16 protein-coding genes are annotated in these 17,539 nt (G+C 69.0%); 5 read left to right on the top strand and 11 right to left on the bottom strand.

Features of this window, described 5'->3' with window-relative positions; all coding sequences use genetic code 11:
• Positions 1-3: 3 nt before the first annotated feature.
• Positions 4-2,997 (bottom strand): DUF4132 domain-containing protein, encoded by a 2,994-nt coding sequence (locus ACM14_RS25135; RefSeq protein WP_065347675.1) that lies wholly within the window; start codon positions 2,995-2,997, stop codon positions 4-6.
• A gap of 70 nt (positions 2,998-3,067) precedes the next feature.
• Positions 3,068-6,010, bottom strand: coding sequence for a DUF4132 domain-containing protein (locus ACM14_RS25140; RefSeq protein ID WP_065347676.1), 2,943 nt, complete (start codon positions 6,008-6,010; stop codon positions 3,068-3,070).
• Between the two features lie 571 nt (positions 6,011-6,581).
• Between ACM14_RS25140 and ACM14_RS25145 the strand changes: the two genes are divergently transcribed.
• Positions 6,582-7,292, top strand: a complete 711-nt coding sequence (locus ACM14_RS25145) for an alanyl-tRNA editing protein (protein WP_065347677.1) — start codon at positions 6,582-6,584, stop codon at positions 7,290-7,292.
• A gap of 43 nt (positions 7,293-7,335) precedes the next feature.
• Here the strand turns inward: ACM14_RS25145 and ACM14_RS25150 are convergent, their stop codons facing one another.
• Positions 7,336-7,626 carry a hypothetical protein gene (locus ACM14_RS25150; RefSeq protein WP_043821386.1) on the bottom strand — a complete coding sequence of 97 codons (291 nt, stop codon included), beginning with the start codon at positions 7,624-7,626 and terminating at the stop codon, positions 7,336-7,338.
• Positions 7,627-7,954: 328 nt separating this feature from the next.
• Here ACM14_RS25150 and azu point away from each other — a divergent pair, with 328 nt between their 5' ends.
• Complete coding sequence (gene azu / locus ACM14_RS25155; RefSeq protein ID WP_012206029.1) at positions 7,955-8,413, top strand: azurin; 459 nt, start codon at positions 7,955-7,957, stop codon at positions 8,411-8,413.
• A gap of 120 nt (positions 8,414-8,533) precedes the next feature.
• Here the strand turns inward: azu and ACM14_RS25160 are convergent, their stop codons facing one another.
• The 3 genes from ACM14_RS25160 to ACM14_RS32520 all read right to left on the bottom strand — a co-directional run bounded on the left by ACM14_RS25160 (position 8,534) and on the right by ACM14_RS32520 (position 10,745).
• Positions 8,534-9,046, bottom strand: coding sequence for a hypothetical protein (locus ACM14_RS25160; protein WP_043796733.1), 513 nt, complete (start codon positions 9,044-9,046; stop codon positions 8,534-8,536).
• A complete protein-coding gene (locus ACM14_RS25165; RefSeq protein ID WP_065347678.1) occupies positions 9,033-10,370 on the bottom strand; it encodes a hemolysin family protein in 1,338 nt (445 codons plus the stop codon). The genes ACM14_RS25160 and ACM14_RS25165 overlap by 14 nt, the downstream gene beginning before the upstream one ends.
• Positions 10,371-10,550: 180 nt before the next feature.
• Positions 10,551-10,745, bottom strand: a complete 195-nt coding sequence (locus ACM14_RS32520) for a hypothetical protein (protein WP_254662133.1) — start codon at positions 10,743-10,745, stop codon at positions 10,551-10,553.
• Between the two features lie 290 nt (positions 10,746-11,035).
• On the opposite strand from ACM14_RS32520, the gene ACM14_RS25175 reads away from it, so the two are divergent.
• From ACM14_RS25175 to ACM14_RS25185, 3 genes are all read left to right on the top strand, one after another.
• A complete protein-coding gene (locus ACM14_RS25175; protein WP_012206033.1) occupies positions 11,036-11,542 on the top strand; it encodes a hypothetical protein in 507 nt (168 codons plus the stop codon).
• Between the two features lie 224 nt (positions 11,543-11,766).
• Positions 11,767-12,357 carry a cysteine hydrolase family protein gene (locus tag ACM14_RS25180; RefSeq protein WP_084027450.1) on the top strand — a complete coding sequence of 197 codons (591 nt, stop codon included), beginning with the start codon at positions 11,767-11,769 and terminating at the stop codon, positions 12,355-12,357.
• Between the two features lie 147 nt (positions 12,358-12,504).
• Positions 12,505-13,392, top strand: coding sequence for a class I SAM-dependent methyltransferase (locus tag ACM14_RS25185; protein ID WP_065347679.1), 888 nt, complete (start codon positions 12,505-12,507; stop codon positions 13,390-13,392).
• A gap of 67 nt (positions 13,393-13,459) precedes the next feature.
• Here the strand turns inward: ACM14_RS25185 and ACM14_RS25190 are convergent, their stop codons facing one another.
• From ACM14_RS25190 to ACM14_RS25210, 5 genes are all read right to left on the bottom strand, one after another.
• Positions 13,460-14,107, bottom strand: coding sequence for a nitroreductase (locus ACM14_RS25190; RefSeq protein WP_065347680.1), 648 nt, complete (start codon positions 14,105-14,107; stop codon positions 13,460-13,462).
• Positions 14,104-14,607: a ferric iron uptake transcriptional regulator gene (fur, locus tag ACM14_RS25195; RefSeq protein WP_065347681.1), complete on the bottom strand. Its 504-nt coding sequence runs from the start codon at positions 14,605-14,607 to the stop codon at positions 14,104-14,106. The genes ACM14_RS25190 and fur overlap by 4 nt, the downstream gene beginning before the upstream one ends.
• Complete coding sequence (locus tag ACM14_RS25200) at positions 14,604-15,209, bottom strand: DUF2325 domain-containing protein (RefSeq protein ID WP_063325936.1); 606 nt, start codon at positions 15,207-15,209, stop codon at positions 14,604-14,606. Before ACM14_RS25200 ends, fur begins: the two co-directional genes overlap by 4 nt.
• Positions 15,210-15,512: 303 nt before the next feature.
• Entirely contained in the window at positions 15,513-16,544 is a 1,032-nt protein-coding gene (locus ACM14_RS25205; RefSeq protein ID WP_065347687.1) for a c-type cytochrome, read from the bottom strand.
• Between the two features lie 17 nt (positions 16,545-16,561).
• Positions 16,562-17,323, bottom strand: a complete 762-nt coding sequence (locus tag ACM14_RS25210; protein WP_065347682.1) for a c-type cytochrome — start codon at positions 17,321-17,323, stop codon at positions 16,562-16,564.
• Positions 17,324-17,539 lie beyond the last annotated feature (216 nt).

A 17,539-nucleotide genomic window follows, 5' to 3' on the forward strand; every position in this document is an offset into this window, starting at 1 on the left:
GAGTCAAACCTGGGCTGCAGCTGCTGCGGCTGCCGCGCCCGCAGCGCGCGAGGCCAGGGCCTGGAGCATGGCGCACAGCGATGCCTGCAGCGGCAGCGGCCATTCGGCCGGGGGCAGCAGGCGGTCGGCGGCCATGTCGCGCAGGGCAAAGCCTTCGATGTCGATCTCATGGCCGGGCTCGTAGTACGGCATGGCCGCGCTGTGCAGCAGTTCCACGCGCCAGCGCTGCACGGCAAAGTCCCGCAGGTGCAGGTAGATGCCGGGGCCATCGCACACGGGGCCGGCATGAAAGCGCCATGGCCCTGCCAGGCCGTCCAGCGCCTGCTGCGTGAGCCGTATCGGTGCCAGGGGCTGCAGCAGCTCCTGCTGCCACTGGCTGGCCAGCGGCAGGTCGGCGGGCGCATCGACCTGCTCTATCAAGGCCTTGAGGCCGTAGTCGGCCAGGCATTCGCGCCACTGCGCACGCTCCTGGTCGGTGGCCTGCGCGGGATGCCACAGGGCGATGCGGCCCTCGGCCGGCAGTTGCACCGCATCGCTCTGGGCATCGACAAGGGACAGGTCCTCGGCAATGCGCAGGCTGAACGGCTGGCCGGCCGCGGGCTCCACCCGCCAGACCAGGCCCTGTGCCACCACGCGCAGCAGCGGGTGCTCCAGGAAGAGGCGGCGCCAGGTGTCCAGCGGCCAGTGCCGGCCCAGCATCAGGCAGGACTGCAGGCGCGGCGCCTGCTGCTGCAGCACGGCCTTGATGCCCTTGGACAGCGTCTTGAGCCGCGCGGCGGCCGCCTCCCACTCCGTGCGCAGGCCCTCGTCGTCCAGGGCCGGCAGGCTGCGCACCAGCTTGCCGGCCGGCGTGCGCAGGCGCAGCGACAGGTCACCCTGCAGCAGCACGTCATAGGTCTGCGCGCCCACCTGCAATTGCACGCCCCGGCCCAGGTCGAAGTCCGGGGTCAGCTCGTCGCTGAGGTCGGCCAGCGCCATGCCGCGCCGCGTGGCGGCCTCGGCCAGCACGGCCTGCGCGGCGGCCAGCACGCTGGGCTTGAGCGTCTTGCCGGTGGCCAGGGCCTGCACGCAGGACAGGGCATAGACCGTGTCGAGCCGGCCCAGCTGCTGCAGCGCGACCACGGCACGCTCCTTGCGCGTCTTGTGCCAGGCCAGGGCGGCCGAGGACAGCACATCGACGATGCGGTCGTCCGCCGCGCCGGGCAGCAGCTTGAGCACCCAGCGCGATTCGGGCGCGCCATCGGCAGCCACCCAGTGCTGGACCAGGGCCAGGGCCAGCCGCGCGCGGTTCTCGGCGCTGGCCTGGGCCAGCAGTTGATGGGCCAGCGCCGGCAGCTCCTGCGGGCTGGTGGCCGCCAGGTGCAGCAGCGCACGCGCGGCCTGGGCGGACAGGGGCGCGAGCAGGTCCAGCAGCACCGGCTGGTCCAGCGCGGCAATGGCGGGCGACAGGCGCTGCAGGCTGGCGGCCTGGGCTTCAAGCTCTGCCAGGGAGCCGGCATCGCTGCCTGCCGGCGCGGCCTCACCGGCAGGTGGCCTGGCTGCGTCCGCAACCGGGGCTGCGGCACCCAGATCCTTCAGGCGCGCCTGCACCGGGCCTTGCTCGGCCACGTCCAGCAATCCACCGGACAGCAGTGCCGACAGCAGGCTGCCAGACGCCGGATCAGGATGGGCCACCAGCACATCGCGGTAGGCCAGCACCAGATTCTTGTTGGGCTTGGCCAGCCAGCCGGCGGCCTGGGGCGCATCCACGGGCAGGGCAGACAGCGCCTGTGCCAGCGCCGCACGCAAGCCCTTGGAGGCACTGCCGGAGGCGGCCTTGCCCAGTTGCGGCAGCAGCCGCTGCAGCGTGTCCACGCGCAGCGCGGGCAGCAGGTGCGTGAGCGGGCCGGCGGCCAGCCGGGCCAGGTCGCCAGGGCGATCGGCCAGCAGGGTCTCGGCCACCGGGGCGTAGCCAGCGCGGTCGGATTCGTGCTTGCAACCGTCTGCGCAGGCCGGCAATAGCAGCGGCAGCAGGGCCGGCCACCGGGCTTCCCACAGCCGCTGCGCCACGGCGGGATTGATCGCCAGGTGGCCCAGTTGCTTGAACCAGGCGACCAGGGGTGCGGCATCGGTCTGCAGCATGCGCTCCACCAGGGCACGGTCATGCGGCCAGTCATCGTCCGAGGCAAAGCACAGGGCCTTGAACAGGTCCTGGGCCAGCAGGTCGCGGCGCGCGGCATCGGCCGTCTCCCAGCGCGATGCGATCAGCACGGGCTCGGGCAGGCGCAGCTGATCAAGCACGGCGGGGAACTGCGCAAAAAAATCCCGCCACAGCGCCCAGCGCTGCGCTGCAGGCCGCGTGCGCTGCAGCGGCAGCTGGCGTTGGACGATGTCGCGGCTGAGCTGGCCGCCGCCGTCCTCGATGGCCATGGCCAGCAGTTCGGGCTCGGGCAGCTGGTGCAGCAGGTGCTGCCAGTGGCAGTAGTACTGCGCGCCGGGCGCAATGCCGGCCTTTGCGCTCAGTTCCCGCGCCCAGCGCAGCAGGGCGGTGATCTCGGCACTGGACATGCCTTCATGGCCCAGCACGCCAAACACCTGCCTGAGCACGAGGTCGTAGCCATCGCGCAGTCTCCAGGGCTGGTGGGTGCGGCTGCCCCAGTCATCCAGCCAGGCGCGGGCCAGTGCCGTCAGCTCCGCGGTCAGCTCGGCGCTGCGCCGGGGCACGCCCGAGTTGCCCCCATAGAACTGTCCCAGCGGAAGGCTGATGCGCGCCAGCGCCAGCCACAGCGCGTGGTCGCGCTGCCAGGGCGCATGCTCGCCGGGCAGCTGGTGCAGCCGCTCCTGGCACAGGCTGCTGCTGTCGCGCAGGAAGTCCGCAACCTCGGCATCGCGCCCCTGGGCCAGGCGCTTTGCCAGTTCGACGGCAAAGGCCGGCATGCCCTCGCGCCCGGCCGGCGCGGCCGTGTGCAGTTCGTACAAAGCCTGCAGGGGAAGCGCTGCTGTCTCGTTGTTGCTCATGGTCTGTGGAGTTTTCGGTGATGGGCGGTCGGGCGGCCAACGTTTCAAGGGAGCAAAGGTTCACAAAGGCTCAGGCAGCCGCCTTGGCCGCCAGGGCCAGCCACTGGCCTTGCAGCGTGGCCAGCAGCGGCTTGGGCAGCCGGGCCGGGTCGGCGCTGGCCCCGTATTCCTTGCTCAGGTCGTGCACGCGCAGGCCTTCCACGGCCACGGGCAGGCCCAGGTCCAGATAGGGCGGGAAATAGCCGTGCGACAACTCCAGGCTCAGCTCCAGCGCGGGCAGGCGCCACACATGCTCGTTGATGCTGGGGCCGTCGCCCACGGGTCCCGGCCGGTAGCCGAACTTCTTGAGCAGGCCGCCAAGCTGCTCCTGCGCCAGCGTGATCGGCGCGGGCGGCAGCAGCATGCCGTTCTTGAACTGGCCTGGCGCGGGCTGCTCGGCGCAGGCGCCCAACTGGTCAACCAGGGGCTCCAGCTCATAGTCGGCCATGTAGGTCTGCCAGGCCTCGCGCTCGCCGGGCTGGGCCGTGGCCGGGTGCCAGAGGCTGATGCTGCAGCCAGCGGGCAAGGTCACGGTTTCATCCTCCACATCGACCAGCGAGAAGTCCTCGGCCAGGCGGAAGCTGGTGCGCGCCAGGCCCGGCGCATCCTCTGCGCGCCAGATCAGGCTGCGCCCCACGATGCGCAGCAGCGGGTGGGCCACGAACAGCCGCTGCCAGCGATCCAGCGGCCAGCGCTTGCCGCTGACCAGGGCCGCCAGCATGCGCGGCGCCTGCTGCTTGACCACGGTCTTGAGGCTGGTGGACAGGGTCTTGAGCTGCGCGGTGGCGGCCTCCCATTCGGGCTTGAGCGCCTCGTCCTTGACCGCAGGAATGGTCTTGCTGGCCTTGTTCTTGTCGTTGATGACGCGCAGGCTCAGATCGCCCTGCAGCTCCACGCGGTAGCTCTGCGGCCCGACCGTGACCGTCAGGCCCTGGCCCAGGCCGAAGTCCGGCGTCAGCTCGTCGAAGAGTTCGGGCACGCTCATCTTGCGGCGCGCAGCGGCAGCGCGCAGGGCGATGCGCGCCGTGCGCTGCACCTGGTCCTTGAGCGAGCGCGACTCGGAGATCTCCTGCACGCGCAGCAGAGCGTAGAGGCTGTCCACCTCGCCCAGATGTTCGACAGCGGCGGCCGCGCGCTGCAGGCGCGGGCGGTTCCAGGCCTGGACGGCGGACACCAGCGCATCGACCACGCGGTCATCGGCATGGCCGGGCAGCAGCCTGAGCGCCCAGCGCTGCTTGGGCTCACCCTCGGAAGCAATCCATTGCTGCACCAGGGCCAGCGCCAGGCGGGCACGGTTGTCGGCCGGAATGCGCGCCAGCAGCTCGCCGGCCAGCGGCGGCAGGCCGCCTTCGGCAATGGCGGACACATGCAGCAGCACGCGGGCCGCGTGTTCGGACAGCGGCGCGCACAGCGCCAGCAGCTCGGGCGTATCGAAGGGCTTGATGGCCGCGCTCAGGCGCTTGATGGAGGCGAGCTGGGCTTCCAGATCCACGCCGCCAGCGGCAGACGCTGGCGATGCGGCACTTGCCTGGCTTTCTTCTGATGTCGAGGCGCCCTGCCCTGTCAGGCCCAACTGCTGCAGCCGCTGCTGCACGCTGCTGGCCGAGGCCGCATCCAGCTTGCCGCCGGCCAGCAACTGCGCCAGCAAGGGACCGACAGCGGGGTCGGGGTGGGCCAGCAGCACGTCGCGGCAGGTCAGCAGCAGGTTCTTGGGCGGCTTGTTCAGCCAGCCGGCATCCACCAAGCTGGCCAGCGGAATATGGGCGGCCAGGCCGGCCATGGCGGCGCGCAGGCCCTTTGCGCTGCTGCCTGCGATGAGCGGGGTCAAGGTGGGCAGCGTGGCCTTCAGGCTGGCGGTGTCGAACGCGGGCAGCACATTGACCAGGTCCTTGACAGGCACCTCGGCCAGATCGGCCGGGCGGCGGGTCACCAGTTCGCGGATCACGCTGCGGTAGCGGCGCAGCTCGTCCTCGCGGTCGCAGCGCTGGGCCATGGCGGGCAGCAGCAGGGGCAGCAAGGCGGCATCGTCGTGCTTCATGACATGCATGGCCAGCGCCAGGCTGATCTGGTAGCGGCCATTCTCACGCAGCTGCTTGGCAAAGGGCGCGGGATCCTCGGCCACCAGGCGGTCCAGCAATTGCAATGCGCTCGTCCGCTCGGCGCGCTGGGAGTAGGTCAATTGGCTGAGCAGCAGCGCGGCCAGTTCCTCTCGCCGGGGCGCGCCGGCACTGGCCCAGCGCTGCCCGATCAGGTCGGGATCATCTATGTAGGATTTGTCGAAGAGCTGGGGATGCTCGGCAAAGAAAGGCAGCCAGTCCTTCCAGCCCTGGCCCTTGGGCTGCCTGGGCTGGCGCTCGTTGCGGTAGTGGTCCAGCACATCGTCGAACAGCTTGCCGCCCACGGCGGCGTAGCGCAGCAGGTCGGCATCGTTCAGTTGGGCGACCAGGGGCTTCCAGGCCGCGTGGTACTCATGGTTGCGGCGGAACCCGGCCTCCTCGCGCAGCGCCAGCGCCCAGTCCAGCGTGGACGTCACCTCGTCATAGGGCATGCCGGGATAGCTGAGCCAGGGCAGCAGGCTGCCGAGCACCAAGCCTATGCCCTTGTACACAGGCAGGTCGGCGCTGCGGGCGTGGGCCAGCCATTGCTCGGCCAGCACGCGCACTTCGGTAGCCACATGGGCATTGGTCAACTCCTCGCTGCGGCCCGACAGCACATGGCCGCGCGGCACGGTGAGCCGCGCAAAGGCCAGCCAACGATCGCCGTCACGCGACCAGGGTGCGTCGCTGCCGCTCAGATGCCCCAGGATGTTGAGACAACGCTCCTCGCAGCCGCGCAGGAAGGTGCGTGCCTCGTCGGCCCGCCCGTCATGCAGGCGGGCGTCGAGTTCGGCGGCAAAGGCCTCGTCGCTGAGGCTTTCATGCAGCCGGTCATAGAGATCGCTCAGAGAAGCCGCGTGAAGATCGGTAGTGCTCATAAAGATGAGGAGATGAACAATGTGGGCAGCCGCAAACCAGGGCTTGCCGGGATGGAGACGGGGGTGGAGCCTGCACCGGACGGAAGCAGAAGTTCTTGATCCATCCGGACAGTCCCTCGGAAAACTCACAGATTCATGCCCTGCGTATGTCGTCAGCTTTGGAAAAATCTGTAGCGCCATCCGCAACGGCCACGCCATTGTTCCCCGGCACGCACGCGGTGCGGGCGCCGATCTTGTCAGGTCGCGGGCACCGCCACTTGACAGGCTGTCAAGCAGGCGACTGCCACCGCTGCGGGCCATGGACTGTACTGGGGACTTTTCGCCCAGGCGTACTGCCCGGCCCCGCCATGCCGCCGATACCATGGACCGCGACATGACACGGGAGCCTGACCATCTCATCGCCGCCGCAGCCGGCCTGGACCGCGGCGCCCGGCATGCGGCCGACCTGCGGGGCATTGCACCCCGAGCCGGCGGCTCCCACGCCCCCAGATCCCCAGATGGAAACCGCCCAGGGCCTGTGCGCCCTGCGCTGAAGCCCCTAACCCAAGAACCACGACCCCGGAGACACCCCATGCCCCAGACGCACAAGCTCTTTGACGACGACGCCTACCTGGACCGCTGCGAAGCCACCGTGACGGCCGTCAGCGCCGAGGGCATCGAGCTCGATGCCACGGTCTGCTATGCCCGCAGCGGCGGCCAGGCCGGCGACACCGGCACGCTGACCCTGGCCGATGGCCGCAGCCTGGCCCTGATCGACACCGTCTATGCCGATGACCGGCAGCGCATCCTGCATGTGCTGCAGACCGATGCCCCGCCCCAGGTGGGCGAGCGCGTTCAGGTAGCCATCGATTGGGACAGGCGCCACCGGCTGATGCGCCTGCACACCTGCCTGCACCTGCTGGGCGTGCTGGTGCCTGTGCCCGTGACGGGCTGCAGCATCTCGCCGGACTCGGCACGCCTGGATTTCGACCTGCCTGAATCCACGCTGGACAAGGCCGACCTGACGGAGCGCCTGAACGCCCTGATCGCCGCCAGCCATGCGGTGAACGTGGACCGCATCACGCCCGAGCAACTGGCTGCACAGCCCGACCTGGTGCGCACCGCAGGCGCCGCGCCCCCAGGCGGCACGGCGACGATCCGCATCATCGACATCCCCGGCCTGGACCGCCAGCCCTGCGGCGGCACGCATGTGCGCAGCACGGCCGAGATCGGCACGGTGGCCGTCACCAAGATCGAGAAGAAAAGCCGCACCAACCGGCGCGTGGTGGTGCAGTTCGCCTGACACCTTCCAGACCTGTTGATGCCAGACCTGTCGATGCCAGGCCTCAGGACATCCAGGACCTGGGCGCCACAGGCCCGCTCGCCTCAGGGGGCCCATCGCCTCCCTGCGCCAGCCCCTCGCCCTGGCTACCGGACTTTCGCACCAGTTGCAGGATCTGGTCGAGCTGGTCATGCTCGACGGCGATCGAGTGCAATCTGAACAGCACATACGGAATGAGGACGCTGGCGCAGGCCATGGCCGCCAGCGCCGCCTGTTGATGGGAGCTGTCGACGAAGAACGCCGTCAGCAAAAAGATGGCGCCGATGATCGAGCCTATGAAAACAAGCAATCTCATACATTCCCTCTATTTTCAGCAATCGTACCCAAATGTGACTGACGTGAGTAGAGGCATGCGAGCTGTGGGGTTGCCCGTCGCCAAAAGACCACGGGCGGCAAAACCGTTTTCCTGCGGCAGCCCGAATGCATGCCCTGCATGCGCGACGCCATACCGCATGCTCCAAGCGCAAGTCTTCGAACTCTTTTGACTTGATTCAAATCAACCTGCCGCCCCCGATCCTGTCTATGCTTGAGGCAGCCATACAAAGCATCCATGGCGACAGACCGCCTGCCGGTCCATGGCCCTCGGATGCCAGCCACCTCACCCGCTTTTCAAGGAGAAAACAATGGCAAAGCAATGGAAGCCCGTCCTCTTGGCCCTCGCAATGACTGCCGTCGCCGCGCCTGTGCTGGCCGCCGACTGCGCCGTCGAGATCGAAGGCAACGACGCCATGCAGTTCAACAAGCCCACCATCAGCGTGCCCGCCAGCTGCAAGCAGTTCACGGTCAAGCTCAAGCACGTGGGCAAGCTGCCCAAGACGGCCATGGGCCACAACTGGGTGCTGAGCAAGACGGCCGACCTGCAGCCCGTGGCCAATGACGGCATCGCCGCTGGTGCCGCCAAGGACTTCGTGAAGGAAAAGGATGCCCGCGTGATCGCCCACACCAAGGTGATCGGCGGCGGCGAGAGCGATTCCGTCACCTTCTCCACCGCCGCCCTGAAGGCCGGCGAGGCCTACAGCTACTTTTGCTCCTTCCCCGGCCACTCCGCGCTGATGAAGGGCACGCTGACGCTGGCCAAGTAAGCCGGCGATCTGCCTTGGCGCGGGGCCTTGTGCCCCGCGTTCTACCCGGCGGCACTTCGGTGCCGCTTTTCATTTGTGGAGATCGGAGCAAGCAGCCTGCCCGCCGCGCTTCGTGCCTCTTCAGTGCCGGCCTGAGGCCCCCCTGCCATGCGAGAGGCCCTGCATCTCCACGCAACCCTTTTGCATCAGGCGCAACAGCAGCTGGGTCCAGCTGGCGTCGGCCCATTTGGCGCTTTCCAGCACCAGGGAGCGCGCGGCCTGCAGGCCGTCGCCGGGCTGCAGCTCCACGCGGAAACTGCCGCGTTCGCGCTGGGCCGTGACGGCCACCACGCTGCCCAGCAGGGCGATGTCATGCGAGGGCCTGGGGCCCTGCGGGCCGTCCAGGTCCACGCGCAGCACGCAGCCGGGGCGCAGTTCGTAGGTCCATCGATGGTCGGCATGGCCGGCCGCGCCCATGGCGTTCATTTCGGCAAGCCGCTGCTCCTGGGTCATGTCGTAGGGGCTGATGATGGGCGCCTGCTGCTGCGGATAGCCCTGCACGCCGTCCAGGCAGGCGGCCATGAAGACCACGGCCGCCGCGCATGCCAGCAGTTTCCATGCGCCGCGCGGGCCCCGGCGTTCAGCGCGCGGCATGGGCCGCACCGCCGTCTTCATCACCCGGTACCTGCAGCGACACGTCCACGCGCATGGCCAGCACCTTGTCGATGGCCTTGCCGTCCATGTCCACCACCTCGAAGCGCCAGCCTTCCCATTGCACGGTGTCGGTGACACGCGGCAGCCGGCCCGTGAGCAGCATGACCATGCCGGCCAGCGTGTGGTAGCGGCCGCGCTCTTCCTCGGGCACGGTGGCCAGCTCCAGCCGGTCCTTGAGTTCGGGCACGGGGATGTGGCCGTCCAGCAGCCAGCTGCCGTCCTCGCGCTGCAGCGCCCAGGAGTTGCGCGGATCGCGGGGCTGGAATTCGCCCGTGATGGCCTCCACCAGGTCCTGCAGGGTGACGATGCCCTGGACTTCGCCGTACTCGTCGATCACAAAGGCCATGTGCACGTCGGACAGGCGAAAGCTCTCCAGCAGTTCCATGCCGGTGATGGTCTCGGGCACATAGAGCGCGGTCTGCATGGGCTGGTCGGTCAGGCCCTGCTCCTTGCCCTGCAGCGCGCGCGACAGCCACTGGCGCGCGTTGAGCACGCCGATGATGGAGTCCATGCCGCCGCGCACCACGGGAAAGCGCGCGTGGTCGGACTGCTCGATCACGCGCAGGTTGTCCTCGAACGGCGCATCGGCATCCAGGCAGACCACGTCGCTGCGCGGCACCATGAGCGAGCCGATCTGGCGGTCATCAAGGCGGAACACGTTGCGCACCATGGTGTGCTCGTGCGATTCGATGACGCCGGCCGTCGTGCCTTCGGCCAGCATGGCGTGGATCTCTTCCTCGGTGACGGCGCTGCCGCTGTTTTCCTTGACGCCCAGCAGGCGCAGCAGCGCATGGGTGGACACGGACAGCAGCACCACGAAGGGCTTGGTCAGATGGGCCAGCCAGTTGACTGGGCGTGCGATCAGGCGCGCGAAGGTCTCTGGGTAGGTCTGGCCGATGCGCTTGGGCACCAGCTCGCCGACGACGATGGAGAAATAGGTGATCAGCACCACCACCAGCGCCGTGGCCGTGTAGCCGCCATAGGGCGCGGGCACGCCCAGGCGCTGCAGCCACTCGGCCAGGGGGGCGGCCAGCGCGGCCTCGCCGACGATGCCGTTGAGCACGCCGATGGAGGTGATGCCGATCTGGATGGTGGACAGGAAGCGCGTGGGGTCGGCCCCCAGCTGCGCGGCGGCGGCGGCGCCGGCATCGCCCTCGTCTATGAGTTTTTGCAGGCGCGCCTTGCGGGCCGTCACCAGCGCGATCTCGGACATGGCGAAGACGCCATTGAGCAGGATCAGCGCAAAAAGTATGGCAATTTCCATGATGCGTGTTGTGGGAACCGGGAGCCGCAGCTGCGGCAGAAAGGGCCCATGCGGCGATGGGTCCGGGAAGAAGGAAAGCCAGGGGCCAGCCCGGCAGCCGGGCATTCAGGACAGCGTCCCGAAGCGGCAGAGGCACCGCAGGCGCAGGGCACTGCAGGTCAGAAAAACGGCAATGGGGGATCAGGCCGCCCGGGGAGGCCGATCGGGCGGGGCCAGGCTGCGCCAAGGGCCTTCGCGCAGGCTGGCGGTGATGTGGCGCCCGGCCTGCAGGCGGGGTGCCGGCATGCCGTCCACGGCGTGCACGACATCGGGGAGGTCCTGTTGATCGTCCATCAGCGCGTGGTCGAAGTCATCGAGCAGGGAGACCGTGTCCACCCGCGGCGCCGCCGCGCGCTCCGGGCCGGCGCAGGCCGCGCGCGGGCGGCTCGCATGGCTCGTGCGGCAGGGCGCGCCATGGCGCAAGCCCCAGCGTGGACAAGGCCACGCTGACGACGAAGTGCAGGGAGAAAACCGCGATGAACCATCTGGACATGGTCCTCGGATTCTATCCATGCCCGTGACCCGCAGACAGGCAGGCCGCCTGTCCACCGCTGTTCGCCGTTTCCTACAAGCGGCGCTCCGGCGCCGTGGAAACATGCGCCACGGCCCACTCTCCGCCCTCTGCCATGAAAGCCATCCATACCCTTTTCACCGTGTTGCACGCCCTCATCGCGCTGCTGTTTTCGCTGGCCGCCGTGGCCCTGCTCTGGATCGCGGGCCTGAAGGGCTGGAACGCCATGGCGCATGGCGTGGATGGCGAATCGGGCCTGCGCATCGTCGAGGCGCTGGGCATCCTGGCCTCCGGCGTGGTTGCGCTGCAGATCGCCCAGACCATCACCGAAGAGGAAGTCATACGCGAGGCCCATATCAGCGGCCCCACGCGCGTGCGCCGCTTTCTCTCGCGCTTTCTGGTGGTGCTGGTCGTCGCGCTGGCCGTGGAGGCCCTGGTCGCCGCCTTCAAGACACAGGAAGAACCCGCCCACCTGCTCTACCCCGCCGCCCTGGTCAGCGCCGTGGGTGTCCTGCTGCTGGGCTGGGGCGCCTTCATCCACCTCAACCGCTCCGCCGAGGAACTGGAGCCCGAGGCCATGGAAGAAGCCAAGGGCGAGGACCACAAGGTCAACAAGTCGTGAGGGCCAGGCCCGCGCACGCAAGGGTTGACAGGCCGCATCGCCGGCCTCAGGATGCGCGGATGGTTTTTGCCACGCACCGCCTCACCACCACCACGACCGCCAACGGCGGACCGTGGACGGATACCTGAGCGCCGCAAGGCAGCCACCATCCCCCAAGGCCCCGCCCACGATGGACGGGGCCTTTGCGTTTCTCCGTGCATCCAGGGCATCACCGGAGAGACTTCATGCAGATTCCCCCTTCCACCCCATCCGTCGCTTCCTCCCCATCCTCGACGGCCGCACCGGACGGCCCACGGCGTGCCCTGCTCGTCATCGACATGCAGCAAGGTCTTTTCAACGGCAGCGATGCGCCGTTCGACAAGGACCGCGTGCTGGCGAACACCCGACAACTGATCGCCCGCGCCCGTGAAGCCGGCGCGCCCATCTTCGCTGCGCGCCACACCGGCCCTGCAGGCTCGCCGATCGCCCCGGGCAGCCCGCTCACGCAACTGCTGCCGCAGCTGGGCATCGATGCGCAGCGGGACCGCGTCTTCGACAAGACACGGCCCAGCTGCTTCGAGGGCACCGGCCTGGCCACCTGGCTTGCCGAAGCCGGCATTGCCGAACTGGTCATCGCCGGCATGAAGACCGAGTTCTGCGTGGACACCACCTGCCGTGCCGCAGCCGGCCTGGGCTTTCGCCCGGTGCTGGTGGCGGATGCGCATACCACCACCGATTCGCCGCTGCTGCAGGCCGAGCTCATCATCGGCCACCACAACCGCACGCTGGGCGGCGCCTTTGCGCAACTGGTGCAGACTGCGGACTGCCGGTTCTGAACGGACTTCGCGCATGATGGCCATGGCAGCGTCGCGGGTCGTGCCGTGGCAGCCTTGCATCAAACCGATATGAATGATTTCCGTTAACTGGTTCATGACGTGCGCAGGCCTGGCATGCTGGCCTGCAGCGCACCACAGGAGCGAGCAATGCCCGAACCTCTTGCACCGTCGGCCGGCCCGGCTTTCACCGATGCGCCGCCCTCCACGCCCCGGCAGGAAAAACTGTCCGACGTCAGCGAGACGCTGCGCATTCCGCTGACCGCCCGCGCCCTGGGCGACCGGCTGTTTCCGGGCATGGCCGTCAGTGACGCCCACGCCTTGGACACGCTGACCCAGCTGGGCGATGACGGCAGCCGCTGGCTGCAGGACAGGCAGAGCATCTACGGCGTGCTGGCGCGCACGCACTGCTTTCGCGCGCTGGCGCAGGACTTTCTCCGGCGCCAGCCGCGGGGCCATGTGGTGAACCTGGGCTGCGGCCTCAGCGACTATTTCCAATGGCTGGACAACGGACAGATGCGCATGACGGATGCGGACCTGGGGCCGGTGGTAGCCCTGCGCAGGCAGTTGCTGCCCTGGCAATCGGAGCGCCAGGAGATCCGCCAATTCGACCTCGCCGACGCCGACTGGTGGCGGCGGCTGGGACTGCCGGCCGACAGGTCAGGGCCTGCCGTGTTCATGATGGCCGAAGGCGTTTCCATGTACCTGCAAAAAGAGCAGATACAGGCGCTGTGGACCACGTTTGCGCAATGCAGCCCGCCGGGTTCGGAACTGGTGTTCGACGCCATGTGCTGGCTGGCCGCCGGGCGCGCAAGCCAGCACCCCTCGGTCCGGCTCACCCAGGCCCAGTTCCATTGGGGCCTGCGCCGCGAGGCCGATCTGGCGCAAGCCCATCCGCGCCTGCAGCTGGTGGCCGCGCACCAGGTGATGGAAGGCTACGGCCCGCCCTACTCGCTGGTGGGGCCGGCATTCCGCTGGACCTTTGGCGTGCACTTCTATGCCATCTACCAGTTGAAGTCGGTCGAGACGGCGGCTTAGGCCGATTGAGCAGCCGCAACGAAGGATGCCCGGTCTAGCCGGGCATCCTTGTTTCAGGGAACCAGGATCAGCCTTCGTCGGCTGCGCTGGAGGACAGGGCCAGGGCCAGGCCTTGCACCAGGTCTTGCCCGGGCTGCCATTCGCGCACAAAGCGGTTGCGCGGCGGCCGCAGAGCTTCGCGGCCGGCCGAGACGGGCGTGCCCACATACAGCAGGCCGACGAGCCGGTCATGGGGCTCGAATCCCAGGGCCTCGCGCACGCGCGCATCGTGGCTGTTGGCGCCGCTGGCCCAGAAGCCGCCAAAGCCCAGGATGTGCAGGGCGTTGAGCATGTTCATGGCGGCAGCGCCTCCGGCCAGCAGTTGCTCGCTTTCAGGCACCTTGTGCTCGGGCTGCAGGTGCACGCCCAGCGCGATGATCAGCGGGGCCGACAGGGCCTTGGCGCGGAATCGCTCGGCGTCGGCCTGGGGATCGCGCGCCTTGGCGGCCTGCACGAACACCTCGCCCAGCGCATGGCGCGCATCGCCCTGCACCAGCACGAAGCGCCAGGGGCGCAGCTGGCCGTGGTCGGGGGCGCGCAAGGCCGCGTCGATGACGGTGTCGATCACGCCGGGGCCGGGCGCCGGCTCCTGCAGCGGCCAGCGTGACTGGCGCGACATCAGCAGGTCCAGCGCGGCGCGCTGCTCGGGGGTCAGGGATCTGTCGTTGGTGCTCATTCGTTGTCCTGCAGCGCAGGCTGTCTTGCCTGCTCGGGCTGTGCCAGTGATTCGGGTGGCAGCTGCGAGCACGCGCCGCAATGGCCGTACAGGGCCAGGCGGTGGTCGGCCAGGCGGTAGCCGTGGGCCTGGGCCACCTGGTGCTGCAGCGCCTCGATGTGGTCGTTGCTGAATTCATCCACGCGTCCGCACTGCAGGCAGATCAGGTGGTCATGGTGCGGCCCCTCATTGAGCTCGAACACCGCCTTGCCGCTTTCAAAGGTCTGGCGCAGCAGCAGGCCTGCAGCCTCCAGCTGCGACAGCACGCGGTAGACGGTGGCCAGGCCTACCTCGGCGCGCCGCTCGGCCAGCAGGCGGAACACGTCTTCGGCATGCAGGTGGCGCGACTCGCTCTGGCGAAACATTTCCAGCACCTGCATGCGCGGCAGCGTGGCCTTCAGGCCGACGCTGCGCAGTTCGGGTTCGCCGCCCGGGCTCAGGGGCATCTTGCTGCGTGTCATGCGGTGGTGTCTCCGTGTGTCAGTGTCATGGCGGGGTTGTCGCCGCCTTCGGCACCCCGGTGTATGCGGACGATGCGCAGCGCATCGGGCTGCTCCACCAGCACGCAGGTCTTGCCCGTGCGCTGGCAATGGTCCTGTACGCGCCAGTACTCGCCGTGGCTCAGGCAGCCGGTCTGGCAGATCACCAGATCGGCCTCGCGCAGGCTGGCCTCGAAGGCCTCGGCGTCCTGTTCGGGCTCCCGCGCAGGCATGGCGGGCTGCGCCACGGGCGCGGCCGTCTGGCGCTGCCAGCGTGCGCGCTCGCGCAACAGGTCCTGCACGCGCACCAGCAGCGACTCCACGCGCCGTGCCAATGTGACGCGGCGCGAGAGCCCGGGAATGGCCTTCTCCAGCGCCTCGCGCTCCTCGCGCGCCCACAGCAGCTGGGTTTCCTTGGCCATCAAGGCCGCGCGCTGGCGGATCACCAGCCTTTGCAGCCTCTCTATTTCCTGGGCTTGAAGGCACAGCAGCTCGCTGCTGCGCAACTGGGCATGGCCGTAGCCACGCAGCAGCACCTGGTGCTCATGCGCCAGTTGCTGAATGTCGTCCAAGGTCTGGGTCATGGTTTCCTCGGCAAACCTGAGCATTGCGCGGTGGTCGCGCGAAGGCCTTTGCGCATGGCCCTGTGCGGCACGGGCCTGGCTTGCCGGCAAGGCGGTGTGCTGCGGTGCAAGCCGGATGCGCTGGCAAATCAGTGAGAATGATTCTTATTAAATCATGAAATGCCGGCCGTCAAACCGATGACCGTACGCCGTCTGGTGCAAAGGCCGCACCGGCGCAGATGCGCTTGCAGGGCGGCCGTCAGCGCCCTGCCATGTACGGCAACGCAGGCCTGCGCCCGGCCTGCCGTTGCCTGTCCGACCTGCTCAAAGACCCTTGAGCAGCCGGCCGTTGACCTCGGTGCCGTACAGCGAGAACGGGGTGTCGTGGAACTGCTTGCGCGTGTCGGCCACGTTGCCGGTGAAGCGCGGGTCCTGGGGGCGCTCCATGCTGTTGATGTAGGTGGCCACGTCCCAGGCCTCCTGGTCGTCCAGCGTGGGGTTGCCGTAGGGCATGTTGCCCTTGATGAAGCTGGCGGCCTTGTCCACCTCATGCGTGCCCGCACCCCAGTTGTAGGACTGCTTGCCCCACAGCGGCGGGAACACGGTCACGCCGCCGGTTTCCTGGCCCTGGCCCTGCGCGCCGTGGCACAGCGCGCACTTGGCCTCGTAGACCTTGGCGCCGCGCTCGAAGCTGGGCTCCTGCGCGGCCTTGCCCACCTTGGTGAAGCCCGCGCCCGGCAGCTTCTCGCCCGTGGGCGCCTTCTGGGCCATCCAGTAGGCGTAGGCCTCCAGCGCCACGAGGATGTCGTGGCCGTCATCGGGGGCCTTGCCGTTCATGCTGTACATGAAGCAGCCACGCACGCGCTCGGCGAAGGTGTCCACGTGGTTGGTCTTCTTGCGGTAGGCCGGGTACAGCGGGTAGGCACCCCACATGGGTGCGGCGCCCTTGAGCCGGCCTGCGTCCAGGTGGCAGTTCACGCAGTTGAGGGTGTTGCCCGAAAAGCCCACGGCGTTGGCCGGCGTGCGCAGGAAGATGGCCTCGCCGCGGCGGATCCACTCGCCCATGGGCGTGTCGGGGATGTCGCGGGCGCCGGGGGGTGTGAAGGCGCCGCCGTCGGCAGCCACTTTCACGGCCTGGGAGGTGACCTGGGCATTCGCATTTGCATCGGCCCTGGCTGCGGTGGCAGCCGCAGCGGGGACCGCGCCCACGCGGGCCGGCGCAGGTGGCATGTCTGGCTGGCTGATGTACATGCCATAGGCGAGCGCGCCCGCCAGGCCGGCGAACAGGCAGGCGACGACGACGTACTCGGCGGTATTGGAGTTTTGAGAGGCGCGGGTGGGTTGTGTGTCGGACATGTTCGGCTCCCGGTCCATCAGGGTTTGGCTGGCGCGGAGGCCGTGGCTGCGGTGCTGGTGCTGGGGCTGGCGCCATGCAGGCGGGCGTAGTAGGCCGCCACGGCCTGGATGTCCGCGGGCGTGAGCTTTTGCGCGACCTTTCCCATGAGGCCCAGCGGGCCGGCCTCGCGCTGGCCTTTGTTCCAGGCGGCGACCTGGCTTTGCATGTAGTCGGCCGTCAGGTGGCCGATGGCCGGAAAATCGGCGCCCACGCCCACGCCGCCCGGGCCGTGGCATTGGGCACAGGCGGGAATGCCGTCCGCCCAGCGTCCGCGCTCGACCAGCCAGGCGCCGTCATCGTCCTTGCCCTTGGGCAGGGGGCCGCGCACGGGCTGGATGGGCAGCGGCAGGCTGGCGTAATAGGCCGAGACGTCGGCACGGTCCTGGGCCGACAGGGCCTTGGCCATGGGCGCCATCACGGCGGCCTGGCGGCTGCCGTCGGCCAGGTGCTGGAGCTGGCGCGCCAGATAGCCGGCGTGCTGGCCGGCCAGGGCGGGAAAGCCCGCCATGCCCTCGCCCTTGGCGCCGTGGCAGGTGGCACATGCCGCCGCACCCTGGGGCGTGCCCGACTGGGCGATTTTCTGGCCAGCTGCTGCACTGCCTTGCACCGCAGCTGTGGGCGCTGCTGCGGGCGCTGGTGCCTTGGGCGCGGCGTCTTGCGCCCAGGCGCTGCCCATCAGCATGCAGATGCCGATGGCGATGCACGACCGGGACAGGGTCTGTTTGTTCATGCGGATCATCGTGGGAAGAGGCATTTGCCCTGCCATGCGTCCGCGCCACGCACCCAGGAGCGCACGGCTGCGGCGGACAGGATCGAATAGGGATACTGGCCGCCGCCCCGCAAGGCGCAATGCCCGCAGGGCTGGCCAGCCAGGCCCGCACGATACGGAACCGAGATTAAGCCGGCGTTAATGGGCCGGCGCTAATGGGCCGGCGGCCGGGGCCGGCGGGCCCGG

The organism is Delftia sp. JD2, assembly GCF_001682645.1.
Classification (GTDB): domain Bacteria; phylum Pseudomonadota; class Gammaproteobacteria; order Burkholderiales; family Burkholderiaceae_C; genus Comamonas; species Comamonas acidovorans.